This is a genomic window from Actinophytocola oryzae (assembly GCF_004364325.1).
Lineage (GTDB): Bacteria > Actinomycetota > Actinomycetes > Mycobacteriales > Pseudonocardiaceae > Actinophytocola > Actinophytocola oryzae.
This window is the reverse complement of record NZ_SOCP01000001.1, coordinates 118,854-134,307: the sequence shown is the minus strand read 5'-3', so window position 1 is coordinate 134,307 and position 15,454 is coordinate 118,854. Positions and strand designations below refer to the sequence as shown.

Below are 15,454 nucleotides of genomic sequence, written 5' to 3'. Positions count from 1 at the left end.
GGCGGGCACCGTCGTCGCGCCACGATGAGGCGATGACGGCATCGACGAGAGAGACCGGCGCGGCACCGACCACCCGGCGCATCGCGGCGCTGGACGCCCTGCGTGGCTTCGCGTTGTGCGGGATCATCTTCATCAACATCCCCCAGACCATGGACATGATGCACGACCTGTCGCAGGCGCCTGCCGGCATCAGGCTGTTCGTGCTCGGCCGGTTCTACCCGATCTTCTACCTGCTGTTCGGGCTCGGCTTCGGGTTGTTCCTGCGGTCCGCGACCCGCCGCACGGACAAGCCGAGGGTGCCGATGGCACGCAGGCTCGTGTTCCTCGGCGTTCTCGGCGTGCTGCACCACCTCCTGCAGCCGGGCGAGGTGCTGCTGCCGTTCGCGATCACCGGGCTGGTCGTGCTGCTGCCGCTGAGCTACGCACCGGCACGTGTGAACCTGATCGCCGGTGCGGTGCTGACGGTCGCGGGCGTACTGGCGGGCGTGGGCGGTTTCGGCGTGCTGCCAGGGCTTTTCGTGCTGGGCTTCGCGCTGGCGCAGAACGGTTTCGCCGAACGGCTCGAGCAGCTCGGCGTGGCGTTGGGCGTCGCGGTGGCGGGTTGCGCGGTCCTCGCCGGGGTGTCCTACCTCGTCGTGGTCACGGACACGGGTGGCGAGCTGGTCGGCCGCTGGTTCGGGCTGCTGTTCTCGATGAGCATGGCAGGCGCCTACGCCGCCGCGTTCCTGCTGTTGCTGCGCACACCGGCAGGGCCGGTGCTGTCGGCGGTGTTCGCGCCGCTCGGCAGGATGGCGCTGACGAACTACCTGTCCGCGACCGTGCTCTTCGTGCTGTTCGGCGGCCTGCTGGGCCTGCGCTGGTCGAACGAGTGGGGCACCGTGGGACTGCTCGGCGCCGCGATCCTGGTCGTCCAGGCGGTGTGGAGTCCGCTGTGGCTGCGCGGCTTCGGCTATGGTCCGCTGGAATGGTCGTGGCGGACGGTGACGTACTGGCGGCGGATCCCGATCCGGCGGGAGGCGGGCTCTCGATGACACGGTGGCGGCGGTCGCTCGCCCGGCTCGGCGGTCACACGCCCGCCGGGCGGGACACCGTCGTCGCCGCCGTGCTCGCGGTCCTCGGCCTCGGCCGGATCCCGCTCGCGCTGCTGCTGAACGACGGCAGGCTCCCCTCGGCGGGCTGGGTGGTCGCGACCGCGACCGTGCTGTCCACACTGGACTTCGCGGCGATCGCGCTGCGGCGCCGCACTCCCCTGCCCGCGCTGGGCGGTGCCGTGGCCGTGGTGCTGGCCGCGACCGCCCTGCCCGCCGCCTACTGGCTGACCGGGATCGGCGTGGTGGTGTGCGCGTACACCGTGGCCACGCTGCTCCCCCGAGGGCAGGCGGTCGTCGCGCTCTCCGTCGCCGCCGCCGCGCACGCCGTCGGCGGGATCGTGTCGACGGCGCTCGGCGGGCACCTGCACCTCGTGGCCACGTTCTGGGCCTACGACGGCGGTGCGCCGGCCAGCGTGGTGCTGATCTCGGCAGGCACGTTCGCGCTCCCCGGGCTGGTCGGCCTGTACGTCCAGACCACGCGTGCGTACGCGGCGGAGCTGGCCGCCAGGGTCGGCAGGCTGGAGGAGGAGCGGGAGCTGCGTGCCGAGGCGGCCGCCGCGCAGGAGCGGGCGCGGATCGCGCGGGAGCTGCACGACGTGGCCGCGCACGACCTGTCCGCGATCGTCGTGCAGGCGGGTGCCGCCGACCGGCTCGTCGAACGGGACCCCGCGCAGGCGAGGGACGCGCTGCGGGCGATCCGCACACAGGGGCGCCGTACGCTGACCGCCATGCGACAGCTGGTCGGGATCATGCGGGCAGGTGACACGGACGTCGCCTCACTGTCCACGGTGGACGGCCTGGTGACGGCGTCGCGGGACCTGGGGATGACCGTCACGGTCGAGGTCACGGGCACGGTGGCACCTCTGTCGCCCGCCGCGGACATCGCCGCGTACCGGCTCGTGCAGGAGGGCCTGACCAACGCGCGCCAGCACGCGCCGGGCGCGGCCGTCTCGATCGCGGTTGTGTACCGGGCGGCGGGCGTGTCGGTGACGGTCCGCAACGGACGGGCCGAGGCGCCGGGTACCGGCGGTGGCGGGCACGGGCTGGTCGGGATGCGTGAGCGGATCCGGCACTGCGGCGGGGAACTGCGTGTCGGGCCCGCGGACGGCGGCGGGTGGGAGATCGCCGCGCGGCTGCCGCTGGCCCGGCAGGAGTCGGCGTGACGATCCGGGTCGTGGTCGCCGACGACCAGGCCGTGGTGCGGGCCGGTTTCCGCACGATCCTGGAGTCCGAGGTGGACATCGAGGTGGTCGCCGAGGCCGCGGACGGGTCGGCCGCGGTCACCGCCGCGCGACGCCACCGCCCGGACGTGGTGCTGATGGACGTGCGGATGCCCGTGACCGACGGCATCGCCGCGACCCGCGAGCTGGCGGGCGCCTCGGTGGCCGATCCGGTGCCGGTGCTGGTGATCACGACGTTCGACCTCGACGAGTACGTGTTCGCGGCGCTGCGGGCGGGGGCGAGCGGGTTCCTGTTGAAGGACACCGAACCCGACGACCTCGTCGCGGCGGTCCGGGTGGTCGCGGCCGGGGACGGGCTGGTCGCGCCCGCGGTCACCAGGCGGCTGATCGCCGAGTTCTCGCGCGTGTCCGAGCCGCCGCCGGTGCCGGGGGCGCTCGCCGGCCTCACCGAGCGGGAGCGGGAGATCCTGCTGCTGGTCGCGAAGGGCCTGTCCAACACGGAGATCGCGGACACACTCGTGGTGAGCGCGTCGACGGTCAAGACGCACGTGGGCAACGTGCTGGCCAAGCTGGGCTGCCGCGACCGCGTGCAGGCCGTGGTCCTCGCCTACGAGAGCGGTGTGGTCCGCCCGGGCCGCTGACGCCGCGACCGCACTGAAGGACGCCTTCAGTGCGCCCAGCGTTACGAAGGACGCCTTCAGTGCGTTCCGGGCCGGGCGCGGGGTTCCCAGGTAACACGTTCCCAGGGAAGGACGTTCACCAAACCTTGATGGGCCTCCTCATGTGCCCGGCGCGGAAACGAAGTCACCATCGTCAGTGTCCTTGTTCCCTGCCAAGGAGGAAATCGTGCGCACCCTGCAACGCACACGGCTCGCCTGGCCGAGGCGGCTCGCCGTCACGCTGATGGCCATGGCGTCGATGGTCGGCGTGTCGGTCGTCGCCACGCCCGCCGCCGACGCGACCGTCTACAGTTCCTGCAACATCTCCCGCTGCTCCAACGCCCGCTCGGCCAACACGACGTGGCAGTCGAAGGGCTACCCGGGCAGCCGAGGGTGGTACGACTGGCCCAACGGCCAGTGCAACTTCGCGGGCGGCACCTACCGCAACCTCGAGGGTGAGCTGCCCAGCGGACACTCGTTCCGCGAGTTCGACGTGTTCCCGCGGTCGTGTGGCGCCGCGCGTGACGCCTACCGGATCATCGTGGACCTGAACACCGGCGTGGTCTGGTTCTCCCCCAACCACTACGTCGACTTCTACCGGCTCTGAGCCGTCCGTGCCACGGGTGCCGGACCGTCGGCGCCCGGGGCACGCGGTACCGTGCTAGCATTTTCGTTAGCCGTATGGCTAACGAATTTGGGAGGCACGATGACGGTCCTCGTCACCGGCGGGACTGGTTACGTCGCGGGCTGGTGTGTGAAGCAGCTGCTGGACCGCGGCCACGAGGTGCGGACGACCGTGCGCTCCGCCGCGAAGGCCGAGGCGGTCCGCCGCATGCTGGACGCCGACGGACGGCTCACCTTCGCCGTCGCGGACCTGACCGGGGACGAGGGCTGGCGCGCGGCGGCCGAGGGCTGCTCCCACGTGCTGCACGTCGCGTCCCCGCTGGGCATCGACACGAACGCGAACGGCCTCGTCGGCCCGGCGCGCGACGGCACGCTGCGGGTGTTGGGCGCGGCGGTGGCGGCGGGGGTGTCACGGGTGGTGGTCACGTCCGCGGCGAACGCGGCGAGCCCGTCGTCCTACCGTGACGAGAGTGTCAGCGACGAGACACTGTGGACGGACCCGGCCGACCGGTCGCTGCCCGCCTACCGCCGGTCGAAGACGCTGGCCGAGCGGGCGGCGTGGGAGTTCATGGCGGACAAGGAGACCGAGCTGGTCACGGTCCTGCCCGGCGCGGTGTTCGGCCCGGTCCTGAACCCGGACACGCTGGGTTCGGTCCAGATCGTCGCGCGGCTGCTGTCCGGGATGCCCGGCACCCCGAGGATCGGCTTCGAGGTGGTCGACGTCCGCGACGTGGCCGACATCCACCTCCGCGCGATGACGGCTCCCGCCGCCGCGGGCGAACGCTTCCTGGCCACCGGCGAGTTCATGTGGATGCACGACATGGCCATGGCCCTGCGTGCGGGCCTCGGCGCCGCGGCGAGCAGGGTACCGACCCGCACCCTGCCGAACCTGGCCGTCCGCCTGGCCTCCATCACCGACCCGACCCTGCGCGAGATCATGCCCGCCCTGGGCCGCCGCGCCCGCCACACCACAGCAAAGGCCGAACGCCTCCTCGGCTGGCACCCCCGCCCCGGGGCCGAAGCAGTGATCGCATGCGGCGAGAGCCTCGTGGCCCACGGAAGGCTCCCGGCTACCCGGTGAACGGCCACCGGCACAGCCCGCGTCCACCTCACGGAGCGAGGCCATGTCCCGTGAGCGGCCACCGACAGCTGGACTGACGAGCACGAGGGCCCCAACGCGAGGAACGAGCCCCAGGAACCTTCGCGCGCAGGAGGCAAGACACCGGATGAAGCCCGCGAACCGCCGAGCGAAGCGAGACCAATGCCACCGCGAGCGGCCGCCGACGCCTGGACTGACGAGCACGAAGATCCCTGCGCGAGGAACGAGCCCAGGGACCTTCGCGCGCAGGAGGGAAGGCGTCGGGTAAAGCCCGCGAACCGCCGAGCGAAGCGAGACCAATGCCACCGCGAGCGGCCGCCGACGCCTGGACTGACGAGCACGAAGATCCCTGCGCGAGGAACGAGCCCAGGGACCTTCGCGCGCAGGAGGGAAGGCGTCGGGTAAAGGCCGCGAGCCGCCGAGCGGAGCGAGGCCAATGCCACAGAGCCAATGCCACCGTGTGAGCTGTCCTGACGTGGGGTATTGATGCATCATGAACGACCACGTCGACCCTGCCGCGCTCACGACCGTCCTCGATGGGCGGTGGGCCGAACTGCGCGGACGGCTGCGGGACCGGATGGCCGCCACGAAGCTGGCCGACTCCTACGACCTCGACCGCGAGACCCACCGCGCCCGGGTGTGGGAGCAGCTCGCGGAGTTGGTCGACACCGGGCACCCGAAGCTGGGGTTCGCCAGGGCGTACGGCGGCGAGGGCGACATCGGCGGCTCCGTCGTCTCGTTCCAGCTGCTCGGTTACGGCGACCTGTCCCTGATGGTCAAGGCGGGCGTCCAGTGGGGCCTGTTCGGCGGCGCGGTGCAGATGCTCGGCACGGCCCGCCACCACGAGAAGTACGTGGCGGACATCATCTCGCTGGCGCTGCCCGGCTGCTTCGCGATGACGGAGTCCGGCCACGGCTCCGACGTCCAGCACCTGCGGACCACCGCGACCTATGTGGACGGCGAGTTCGTCGTCGACACCCCCGACGACGACGCACGCAAGGACTACATCGGCAACGCGGCGCGGGACGGGCGGATGGCCGTGGTGTTCGCGCAGCTCGTCATCGGGGATCGGAGCTACGGCGTGCACGGGTTCCTGGTGCCGATCCGCGACGAGACAGGCCGACCGATGCCGGGTGTGCGCATCGAGGACTGCGGGCCCAAGGGCGGCCTGAACGGGGTAGACAACGGGCGGTTGTGGTTCTCCGGCGTGCGGGTGCCGCGTGAGGCGTTGCTCAACCGGTACGGCGACGTGTCGGCCGACGGTGAGTACACGAGTTCGATCGAGAGCGACAGCAGGCGGTTCTTCACGACGTTGGGGGCGCTGGTCCGGGGTCGGGTGAGCGTGGCGGGCAGTGCGGGCAGCGCGACCCAGCGGGCGCTCGCGATCGCCGTGCGGCGTGGTGAGTCACGCCGCCAGTTCCGGCGTCCCGATGCGGAGACCGAGGTCGTCCTGCTGGACTACCTTGCCCACCAGCGCAAGCTGCTGCCCGCCCTCGCGACGAGCTACGCACTGCACTTCGCCCAGGAGGAGCTGGTCGCGATGCTGCACGAGGTGCACAGCGAGGCGGAGCCGGACGAGCGGGCGCAGCGGGTGCTGGAGTCGCGTGCCGCCGGCATCAAGGCGGTCGCCACGTGGCACGCGACGTCGGCCATCCAGATGGCGCGCGAGGCCTGTGGCGGTGCGGGTTACCTCGCGGACAGCCTGCTGCCGGGGCTGAAGGCCGACACGGACGTGTTCACCACGTTCGAGGGTGACAACACCGTGCTGCTTCAGCTGGTCGCGAAGGGGCTGCTCACCGACTACCGCGACAACTTCGCCGATCTCAGCCCGCTGGCGACCGCGAAGCTGGTGGCCGAGCAGCTGATGGGTGCGGTGCTGGAACGTCTGCCCGCCCGCTCGATCGCGAGTCCGGAACCGAGGGACCGGGCGTGGCACCGGGACCTGTTCGCCGACCGCGAGGAGCACGTGCTGGACGGCCTCGCGCGGCGGCTGCGTGCGGCGGCGTCGTCGGAGGCGGATCCGTTCGAGGTGTTCAACGACGCGCAGGACCACGTGCTGCGGGCGGGCCGCGCACACATCGACCGCCTGGTGCTGGAAGCGTTCACCAAGGCGATCGACGGCTGCGCGGACCCGGCCGCGAAGGCACTGCTGAACCAGGTGTGCGACCTCTACGCGCTGGCGAACATCGAGGCGGACCGTGCGTGGTTCCTGGAGCACGGCCGCCTGTCCGCACCGCTCGCGAAGAAGGTGGTGGCGGAGGTCAACGTGCTGTGCAAGGAGCTGCGCCCGTGCGCGCGCACGCTGGTCGACGCGTTCGCGATCCCGGAGCAGTACGTGACCACGCCACTCACGTGACTCGCGCGGCTCAGTCGTCGGGCCACTCGCCGGTGACCTTGCGGTAGCCGACCGCGCCACCGCGGTCCACGGCCGCCTTCACCACGCCGAAGATCGCGCCCTGGATGGTCGCCGCGAGCAGGACCTGGCCCCACGTCGCCTTCTTGTCGGTGGGGTCGGGTGCCTCGTCGGTGCCCGCGACCTTGCCCCACACCTTGTTGAACACCGCGCTGGCGAGTAAGCCACCGAGCACACCGACGACCATGCCGACGGGTTTGTACAGGATCTTGTTGACATTCACCGCGAAACTCCTCCATGTCCGGCAGGTCGCCGATGATGTCACGGGTACCCGACAGTGACCGGACGAATCCCTTGTTTGCAGGTCACGGCCCCGGGTACGCCCGAACCATGACTACCACGACGGGCCGAGCCGACAAGTCCACGGCAGAGCTGGTCCATGACCTCACAGAACAGGTCAGCCGGCTCGCCCGTGACGAGGTCGCCCTCGCCACGAGAGAACTCAAGAACAAGGCGCGGCACGCCGGTCTGGGCGCCGCGATCGCGGGCGCGGGCGGCGTGTTCGCGTTCTACGGCGGGGCGGTGCTGGTCGCCGCGTGTGTGCTGGCGCTGGCGTTGGTGCTGCCGGCCTGGGCCGCGGCGCTGATCATCGCGGGGGTGTTGTTCGTGATCGCGGGCGTCGCGGTGCTGGTCGCGCGCAAGCAGTTGAAGGAAGGCACGCCCCCGATCCCCGCCGAGGCGATCGAGAGCGCGAAGGAAGACATCCAGGCGGTCAAGGAGGCCCGGCGATGACCGACAGGACCGAGAAGGACCGCCTGACGATGCCGGGCCAGCCGCCGACGGACGAGGATCTGCGGACGGACGTGGAGCTGACGCGCCAGGAGCTGGCGCAGACCGTCTCCGCACTGTCGGACAAGGCCGATATCAAGGCGCGTGCGCAGGGGAAGGTCGCCGAGCTGCGCACCAAGGGCGACGAACTGGCCGAGAAGCTCCCCGAGCCGGTCCGCCCCGTCGTGACGACGGCGACGCGCAAACCCGTGATAACGCTGGCCGCACTGGTGGCGCTGCTGGTCCTGCTGCGGCAACTGCTGAAACGCCGCTGACCGGAACCTCCCCGGCCCCGACCCAACGTACTGAAGGCGTCCTTCGTAACGCCCCACGCACCGAAGGCGTCCTTCGTAACGCCCCACGCACCGAAGGCGTCCTTCGTAACGCCCCACGCACTGAAAGCGTCCTTCGTAACGCCCCACGCACTGAAAGCGTCCTTCGTAACGCCCCACGCACCGAAGGCGTCCTTCGTAACGCCCCACGCACCGAAGGCGTCCTTCAGTACAAGGGGTGAGGGCTAGGGGCGGCGGGGGCGGCCAGTCAGGCGGCGCATCGCGGCGGCGAGGTGGTGGCGCAGTGCCTCGTCGTCCAGGACGGCCAGGGCTGGGGAGCCGCCCGCCATCGCTACGCCTGCCAGTGCCACGTGGGCCGCGACCAGGGCCGACTCGTCCGCGTCCGGGCCTATCAGCATCGCGGGCAGGCGCAGCATCACGCTCTCGTCGCCGTGCATGATGCGGTCTATCGTGCGGATCACGCCCGGGTCGCTGCACAGCACCGCCACCAGCACCCTGTTGCGTACCACCAGATCCACGAAACCGTCGATCAGGTAGTCCGCCCGCGCACCCGGTCGGGCCATCGTGGCCGCGTGGTCCAGCATCCCGACCAGCTCGCGCACCGCGGGCTCGGCCACCGCCTCGGTGATCTCGTCCTTCGTCCTGAAGTGGTAGTACACCGCGGCCTTCGTGACGCCGAGCGCGTCCGCGATCATCTGGAGTGACGTGCCCTCCACACCGTGCACGGTGAACAGGCCGAGTGCGGTGTCGAGCAACCTGGCGCGGGTCTCACCCCTGGTCGCCGTCATGGCCGCCTCCTCGCTGAGAGTTCGACGGTACCTCCTCAGCTTACCGTTCGGCAAGTTGAGCCCTTGCTGTTCGGCTAGTCACATACTTGTCGATCGGCTAGCACCTTACCTGCCGATCGGCTAGTTTCGGCTACGACTGAACAGACGAGCAAGGGGGCCGGCGATGGCGACATTCCTGTACCGACTCGGACGGGCGTCCTTCAGACGACGGTGGCTGGTCACCGGGATCTGGGCCGCCGTACTGATCATCGTGGGCATCGGCGCGCTCGGGTTGTCCGGCACGATGTCCAACGCGGTCACGATCCCGGGCACGGAGTCCCAGCAGGCCATCGACCACCTCAAGAAGACCTTCCCGGAGGCGCACATCGGGGGTGGCACGGCACGGGTCGTGCTCGAGGCGCCGGAGGGCCAGGACTTCGTCCGGTCCCCCGCCAACCAGGCCGAGGTCAGGAAGGTCGTCGCGGCCCTCAACGACGCGCCGGAGGTCATCGGGGCGGCCGACCCGTTCCAGATGCAGTCGATCTCGCGGGACGGCCGCCTCGCGCTCGTCCAGGTCAGCTACGCCAAGCAGGCGTTCGCGCTGACCGACGCCGACCGCGAGGCCCTCGTCGCGGCGGCGCACAGCACCGGGTTGCACGCCGAGATCGGCGGTGACGCCGTGCGTGGCGCGCCCGAGACGGGTGCGACGGAGATCCTCGGCGTCGCGGTCGCCGCGATCGTGCTCGTGATCACGTTCGGCTCGCTGCTCGCCGCCGGGCTGCCGCTGCTCACCGCGCTCGTCGGCGTCGGCATCGGCCTCTGCGGGCTGCTCGTCCTGACCGGCTTCACCGAGCTGAACAACAACACCCCGGTCCTCGCTTTGATGATCGGCCTTGCCGTCGGCATCGACTACGCGCTGTTCATCGTGTCCCGCTACCGCAACGAGCTGGGGACCGGCCTCGACCACGAGCACGCCGTCGGCCGCGCGGTCGGCACCGCCGGGTCGGCCGTCGTGTTCGCCGGGCTCACGGTGATCGTCGCGCTCGCCGGCCTGACCGTCGTCGGCATCCCCTTCCTCGGCGAGATGGGCCTCGCCGCCGCGGCCACGGTCGTGATCGCCGTGCTCATCGCGACCACACTGCTGCCCGCCATCCTCGGCTTCGTCGGCGACAGGGTCCGCGGCAGGCTGCCCGGCCTGCGTGGTGGCCCGAAGCCCGGTCGCGCCAGCATGGGCGAGCGCTGGGCACGGTTCGTCGGCCGGCACCGGGTCGCGGCCCTGGGCCTCGCGGTCGTCGGCGTCGCCGTCATCGCCATCCCGGCCGCGAGCATGCAGCTCGGCCTGCCCAACGACTCGACCGCCGCGCCGGAGAGCTCGCAGCACAAGGCGTACGAGCTGGTCAGCGAGGGTTTCGGGCCGGGAGCGAACGGGCCGCTGATCGTCGTGGTCGACACCTCGTTCGCCCGTGACCCGCGGACCGCGGTCACCGACACGGCCAAGCGCGTCGACGACCTCGGCGTCGCGGCCGTGCTGCCGCCACGCGTCAACAAGGCCGGCGACACCGCGATCCTGAACGTCATCCCGAGGACCGGGCCGAGCGAGGTGGCCACCGAGGACCTCGTGGCGAGGATCCGTGCCGTCGGGGCGGAGCTGCATGACAGCACCGGCGCGACGATCTCGGTGACCGGCCAGACGGCGGCGAACATCGACGTGTCGCAGAAGCTGTCCGACGCGATGATCCCCTACCTGGCACTGATCGTCGGCCTCGCGTTCGTGCTGCTGATGCTGGTGTTCCGGTCGGTGCTGGTGCCGCTGAAGGCGACGATCGGGTTCCTCGCCTCGCTCGCGGCGACGTTCGGCGCGGTGGTCGCGGTGTTCCAGTGGGGCTGGCTCACCGACCTGCTCGGCGTCGAGTCGACCGGCCCGATCATGAGCATGCTGCCGATCCTGATGATCGGCGTCCTCTTCGGACTCGCGATGGACTACCAGGTGTTCCTGGTCACGCGGATGCGTGAGGACTACGTGCACGGCACGGAGCCGCGCGAGGCGGTCGTGTCCGGCTTCTCCCACGGCGCACGGGTGGTCGTCGCGGCCGCCCTGATCATGACGAGCGTGTTCGCGGGCTTCGTCTTCGCCGAGGACACGCTGATCCAGTCGATCGGCTTCGCGCTCGCGGTCGGCATCGCGGTCGACGCGTTCGTGGTGCGGATGACGATCGTGCCCGCGGTGATGTCCATGCTGGGCGGCCGGGCCTGGTGGCTGCCGCGCTGGCTGGACCGGGTGCTGCCGAACGTGGACGTCGAGGGCGCAGGGCTGGTCGAGTCCCCCGGCGGCGGCGAGCCGCCGAGGGAGCGGGTTCCCGCGACCGTCTAGTGCCGTGTCCAGGTGGGGAGGGTCGTTTATCCGTGGATCCAGGTGGTCGCTGGCAAGGCGCCGGGAAGCCGCTCGTACCGGGTTGTACTCGGGCTTTCCGGCAACGCCGCCAGCGGCCGCCTGGGCCGCGGAGAAACGTGCCCTCCTCGCCTGGACGCGGCACTAGCTCAGGCTCGCGCGCAGGGCGTTGACCCTGGCCAGCGCCTCGCCGAAGGCACCGCTGTCGAGCGTGCCAGCGGTGAGCGCGTCGGCCAGGGCATCGCCTGCCGCGTCGCCCTGGCCGACGTCCCTGGCCGACGCCAGGATGAGGTCCGCGCCTGCCGCCGCGGCCAGTACGGCCCGGTTGGCGGTGGAGCCGTAGTCCCGCAGTGCGCCCGCCTCGAGCGCGTCGGTGATCGTCACCCCGGTGAAACCGAGGACGGACCGCAGCTCCTGCCCCACGACGGTCGGCGAGAGCCCGGCGGGCCGGTCGGGGTCGAGTGAGGAGTAGACGGCCCACGAGAGCATGACGAGCTTCGCCCCGGCGGCGATCGACTGCTGGTAGGGCGCCTCGTCGACGGTCCGCAGCGTGGTCAGCGACGTGGTGAGGGTGAGGGGCTTGGTGTCGGTGTTGTCGGCCGCGTTCGCCTTGCCCAGCCCGGGGAAGTGCTTGACGGTCGCGGCGACGCCCTCCGCCTGTTGGGCGGTGACGTAGGCGGCGCCGAGGTCCGCGACGACCGAGGCCGAGCTGCTGAAGGACCGCTCGTACTGGTCCATGAGGTCACCCGGCGCGTGGAAGACGTCGAGCACGGGCGCGAGGTTGACGTTCATGCCCACGCCTGCGAGGTTCTTGCCCGCCCCGCGCCCGGCGTTCGTCGCGGCGGCACCGGGGTCGGCGGACGCACCGATGTCCTTGTGGGACAGTGCGGGTTCGCCGGGCAGCCGCCGGACGACCCCGCCCTCCTGGTCGGTCATCAGCAGGAGCGGGTTGCGGTTGGGGCTCTGCGCACCCGCGGCACGGAGTTTCGTGATCACGTCGTGGATCTGGGTGAGGCTGGAGATGTTCTCCCCGAAGAAGATCACCCCGGCGGCCTCCCCGGCGCGGATGCGGGCGAGGAGGCTGTCGGGCGGCGTGAGCCCCGGGTAGGAGTAGATCACCCGCTGGCCCGCCGCTTCCCGTGCGACGGCGAGAACGCCCTGGTCGTCCGCCACAGCGGTCCCGCTGATCACGCCTCCGGCGAGCACGAGTCCGACCAGTCCCGTCATCAACCGTCGCCTGTGCATGGCTCCTCCCGAACGCTGTGTAGGGTAACGATAACCCATAGTATCGGAAGGTCGAAAATTTTCTAACCGACGGTCAGGGCACCACGAGCACCGGCCAGTGGCCGGCACGGATGAGCTTCGTCGCGACCGACCCGGCGAACCGGTGGCCCGCGCTCATGGACGCGCCGACGACCACGGTGTCCACCTGGCAGTCGTCCGCGGCCTCGCGCAGACGGGTGAACGGGTCGCCGTAGGTCCGCAGGAACGCGATCGGGACCCGCAGCTCGTCCGCGGCGTTGCGGGCGGCGGCGCGCAGGTCGCAGTCCAGCTCCTCGACCGCCTCCTGGGCCGCGGCCACGCCGGGGCCGAGCACCGTCAGTGCGGAGTGCGCGGCGACGAACGTGACGATCAGCCGGTAGCCCTGACGCCTGGCCAGGCCGATCGCGAACGCCGCCGCCCGCATCGCGGTGTCGGAGCCGTCGACCCCGACGAGGATGGCCCGCGCCGCCGGATCGGGGCGCGGGCCCATGTGCTCCACCGTGGACTCGAAGGCGGCCGCGCTGCCGCTCATCTTCCTCACCTATCCCGAGGTCATCCCGCGACGGGGTCCGACACCGGCTTCTCTTCCTTCTTCTCCAGGTCGATCGTCGTACGCAGCGTGATCGGCTTCAGGAGAAGGGCTGCGATCACACCCACCACGGCGACGGCCGCGGAGATCAGGAAGATGTGCGCCGTCGCGTCCCCGTAGACCGTGTGCACGATCGTCTGCACCTGGGGCGGCAGCGCCGTCAGGTTCAGCGCGCTGATGTCACCCGTCGAGGACGTGCCCGCGGGCACGTGCAGCGCCTCCGACATCCCCGAGGCCACCCGGTTGGCGAGCACCGCGCCCAGGACGGACACCCCGATCGTGCCGCCGAGCGAGCGGAAGAACGTCACCGAGGCGCTCGCCGCGCCCAGGTCCTTGAGCGCGACGGTGTTCTGCACCGCGAGCACCAGGTTCTGCATGGTCATACCGACACCGATGCCGACGACCGCCATCGCGATGCCGACCAGCACCAGCGAGGTGTCGTGGTCGACCATGCCGAGGCCGAGGAAGCCGAGCACCAGCACGCTCGCGCCGGTGACGATGTAGGGCTTGATCCGCCCGGAGCGGCTGATCATCCGGCCGGACACGGTCGAGGCGACCAGCACACCGGCCATCATCGGCATGGTCAGCAGGCCCGCCTCGGTCGGCGTGTAGCCGCGGCCGATCTGGAAGTACTGGCCGAGGAACACCGCGCCACCGAACATGGCCATGCCGACCGCGAGGCTCGCGAGGATGGCGAGTGCCGGCGTGCGCTGCACGACGATCTTCAGCGGCACGACTGGTTCGCGGACCCTGGTCTCCACCAGCACGGCCAGCGCGAGCAGCACGAGCCCGCCGCCCACCATGAGCGCGGTCTCCCAGGACAGCCAGCCGAAGGTGTTGTCGACGAACGACACCCAGATCAGCAGGACGCTCACGCCCGCGGCGATCAGGGCCGCGCCGAGGTAGTCGACGTGGACGTCCTCACGACGCACGGTCACGAGCTTGAGGGTGCGCTGCAGCACGACGAACGCGATGGCCGCGATCGGCACGCCGACGAAGAAGCACCAGCGCCAGCCGAGCCACGACACGTCGACGATCAGGCCGCCGAGCAGCGGTCCGCCGACGGTGGCCACGGCCATGACGGCGCCGAGGTAGCCGTTGTACTTGCCGCGGTCGCGGGGCGCGATGATCGCCGCGATCACGACCTGGACCAGCGCCTGGAGGCCGCCGACGCCGACACCCTGGAACGCGCGCGCGGCGATGAGCTGGCCTGCGTCCTGGCTGAAGCCCGCGATCATCGACCCGACCACGAAGATCACGATCGCGATCTGGACCAGGGTCTTCTTGTTGAACAGGTCGGCGAGCTTGCCCCAGATCGGCGTGGTCGCCGTCGCGGTGAGCAGCGTCGCCGTGACCACCCACGTGTACTGCGTCTGCGTGCCGTTCAGCGAGCCGATGATCAACGGCAGGGCCGTCGACACCACGGTCGAACTGATCATCGCCACGAACAGCGCCAGCAGCAGGCCGGACAGTGACTCGAGTGTCCGCCTGTGTTGGGCTCGGCTGGCCGCCAGGTCCGACGACACCATGCGTGCCCCCTCCTCAGTCTCAAGGTTAATTCTTGCGCACTGTGCAAACTTGCGCAATGAGCAGAATATTCCCCCGGTCATCGACCCCGGTCTCCGGGAGTGCCGGACACGAGCGCGGCTCTAGGCTGGTGCGTGTGGAGGCCGTCGAAACACTCCGGGACCGCAAGAAGGCGGCGACCCGGCAGTCGCTGCACGAGGCAGCACTGCGCCTGGCGATGGCCTACGGCCTGGACGGGGTCACCGTCGAGGACATAGCGGACGACGCGGGCGTCTCCCGGCGGACCTTCTCCAACTACTTCGCCAACAAGGAGGACGCGATCCTCCATGCGGACCGGGAACGCACCGGCCGCCTGCTGTCACTCCTGGTGAACCGCCCGGTGGAGGAAGCTCCCTGGCAGGCGCTGCGCAACGCCGTGGCGGACCTGTTCGTCGGCCGCGACCTGCCCGACGTCGAGTGGGTGGAACAGCTCCGACTTCTCCGGCGCCACCCGTCGCTGGTGGCCCGCCAGGCGACCGACCAGATCGCGCTGGAGCGGGAGCTGGCGGCCGTACTGGTCGACCGGGGCCACGACACCGACGAGGAACTCGCCCGCCTGATGGCCGCCACCCTGATGGCCGCCTTCCGCACGGCCGGCGCGCTGTGGCTGGAGCGCTCCGGCGAGGAAGCACTACCCGACCTCGTCGCCAGAATGCTGAGCCGAGTGCGGTTGTAACACGGCCGAGCTTCGCTCGGCGGTTCGCCGACTGCCCTCGGGGTCTCCGGGACACGGGATGTCTTCTGAGGGTCCT

Annotated in this window: 15 protein-coding genes and 1 pseudogene; 11 read left to right on the top strand and 5 right to left on the bottom strand. The window is 70.9% G+C overall.

Translation table 11 applies throughout. The features are described from left to right. Positions 1 to 32 precede the first annotated feature (32 nt). The 6 genes from CLV71_RS00620 to CLV71_RS00595 all read left to right on the top strand — a co-directional run bounded on the left by CLV71_RS00620 (position 33) and on the right by CLV71_RS00595 (position 7,010). Positions 33 to 1,031: a DUF418 domain-containing protein gene (locus CLV71_RS00620; protein WP_166663856.1), complete on the top strand. Its 999-nt coding sequence runs from the start codon at positions 33 to 35 to the stop codon at positions 1,029 to 1,031. Then, positions 965 to 2,254, top strand: coding sequence for a sensor histidine kinase (locus CLV71_RS00615; RefSeq protein ID WP_133900573.1), 1,290 nt, complete (start codon positions 965 to 967; stop codon positions 2,252 to 2,254). The genes CLV71_RS00620 and CLV71_RS00615 overlap by 67 nt, the downstream gene beginning before the upstream one ends. Then, complete coding sequence (locus CLV71_RS00610) at positions 2,251 to 2,913, top strand: response regulator (RefSeq protein ID WP_133900572.1); 663 nt, start codon at positions 2,251 to 2,253, stop codon at positions 2,911 to 2,913. Before CLV71_RS00615 ends, CLV71_RS00610 begins: the two co-directional genes overlap by 4 nt. Before the next feature lie 205 nt (positions 2,914 to 3,118). Then, positions 3,119 to 3,538: a ribonuclease domain-containing protein gene (locus CLV71_RS00605; RefSeq protein WP_243866118.1), complete on the top strand. Its 420-nt coding sequence runs from the start codon at positions 3,119 to 3,121 to the stop codon at positions 3,536 to 3,538. Between the two features lie 99 nt (positions 3,539 to 3,637). Further along, the gene (locus CLV71_RS00600; RefSeq protein WP_133900571.1) at positions 3,638 to 4,636 is read left to right on the top strand and encodes an NAD-dependent epimerase/dehydratase family protein; all 999 of its coding nucleotides are present in this window, start codon (positions 3,638 to 3,640) and stop codon (positions 4,634 to 4,636) included. A 511-nt stretch (positions 4,637 to 5,147) separates the two neighbouring features. Beyond that, a complete protein-coding gene (locus CLV71_RS00595; protein WP_133900570.1) occupies positions 5,148 to 7,010 on the top strand; it encodes an acyl-CoA dehydrogenase family protein in 1,863 nt (620 codons plus the stop codon). A 10-nt stretch (positions 7,011 to 7,020) separates the two neighbouring features. Here CLV71_RS00595 and CLV71_RS00590 read toward each other — a convergent pair whose 3' ends face one another. Then, entirely contained in the window at positions 7,021 to 7,290 is a 270-nt protein-coding gene (locus CLV71_RS00590) for a DUF4235 domain-containing protein (protein ID WP_279588701.1), read from the bottom strand. A gap of 107 nt (positions 7,291 to 7,397) precedes the next feature. Between CLV71_RS00590 and CLV71_RS00585 the strand changes: the two genes are divergently transcribed. Then, the gene (locus CLV71_RS00585) at positions 7,398 to 7,799 is read left to right on the top strand and encodes a phage holin family protein (RefSeq protein WP_133900569.1); all 402 of its coding nucleotides are present in this window, start codon (positions 7,398 to 7,400) and stop codon (positions 7,797 to 7,799) included. Continuing rightward, complete coding sequence (locus tag CLV71_RS00580; RefSeq protein ID WP_133900568.1) at positions 7,796 to 8,110, top strand: DUF3618 domain-containing protein; 315 nt, start codon at positions 7,796 to 7,798, stop codon at positions 8,108 to 8,110. Before CLV71_RS00585 ends, CLV71_RS00580 begins: the two co-directional genes overlap by 4 nt. Before the next feature lie 242 nt (positions 8,111 to 8,352). On the opposite strand, the gene CLV71_RS00575 is transcribed toward CLV71_RS00580, so the two are convergent. Next, positions 8,353 to 8,916, bottom strand: coding sequence for a TetR/AcrR family transcriptional regulator (locus CLV71_RS00575; RefSeq protein ID WP_133900567.1), 564 nt, complete (start codon positions 8,914 to 8,916; stop codon positions 8,353 to 8,355). 163 nt (positions 8,917 to 9,079) lie between these two features. Here CLV71_RS00575 and CLV71_RS00570 point away from each other — a divergent pair, with 163 nt between their 5' ends. Continuing rightward, positions 9,080 to 11,266, top strand: coding sequence for an MMPL family transporter (locus CLV71_RS00570; protein WP_133900566.1), 2,187 nt, complete (start codon positions 9,080 to 9,082; stop codon positions 11,264 to 11,266). Positions 11,267 to 11,428: 162 nt separating this feature from the next. On the opposite strand, the gene CLV71_RS00565 is transcribed toward CLV71_RS00570, so the two are convergent. The 3 genes from CLV71_RS00565 to CLV71_RS00555 all read right to left on the bottom strand — a co-directional run bounded on the left by CLV71_RS00565 (position 11,429) and on the right by CLV71_RS00555 (position 14,665). After that, positions 11,429 to 12,511 carry a glycoside hydrolase family 3 N-terminal domain-containing protein gene (locus tag CLV71_RS00565; protein ID WP_208297318.1) on the bottom strand — a complete coding sequence of 361 codons (1,083 nt, stop codon included), beginning with the start codon at positions 12,509 to 12,511 and terminating at the stop codon, positions 11,429 to 11,431. Positions 12,512 to 12,602: 91 nt separating this feature from the next. Then, a complete protein-coding gene (locus tag CLV71_RS00560) occupies positions 12,603 to 13,079 on the bottom strand; it encodes a universal stress protein (RefSeq protein WP_133900564.1) in 477 nt (158 codons plus the stop codon). 20 nt (positions 13,080 to 13,099) lie between these two features. Beyond that, positions 13,100 to 14,665 carry an MDR family MFS transporter gene (locus CLV71_RS00555; protein WP_133900563.1) on the bottom strand — a complete coding sequence of 522 codons (1,566 nt, stop codon included), beginning with the start codon at positions 14,663 to 14,665 and terminating at the stop codon, positions 13,100 to 13,102. 56 nt (positions 14,666 to 14,721) lie between these two features. Here CLV71_RS00555 and CLV71_RS50565 point away from each other — a divergent pair. Further along, positions 14,722 to 14,967 (top strand): annotated as a pseudogene (locus CLV71_RS50565) (TetR/AcrR family transcriptional regulator); the annotation flags it as partial. 63 nt (positions 14,968 to 15,030) lie between these two features. Then, a complete protein-coding gene (locus CLV71_RS50560; protein WP_424923862.1) occupies positions 15,031 to 15,378 on the top strand; it encodes an acyl-CoA-like ligand-binding transcription factor in 348 nt (115 codons plus the stop codon). Positions 15,379 to 15,454: the final 76 nt, after the last annotated feature.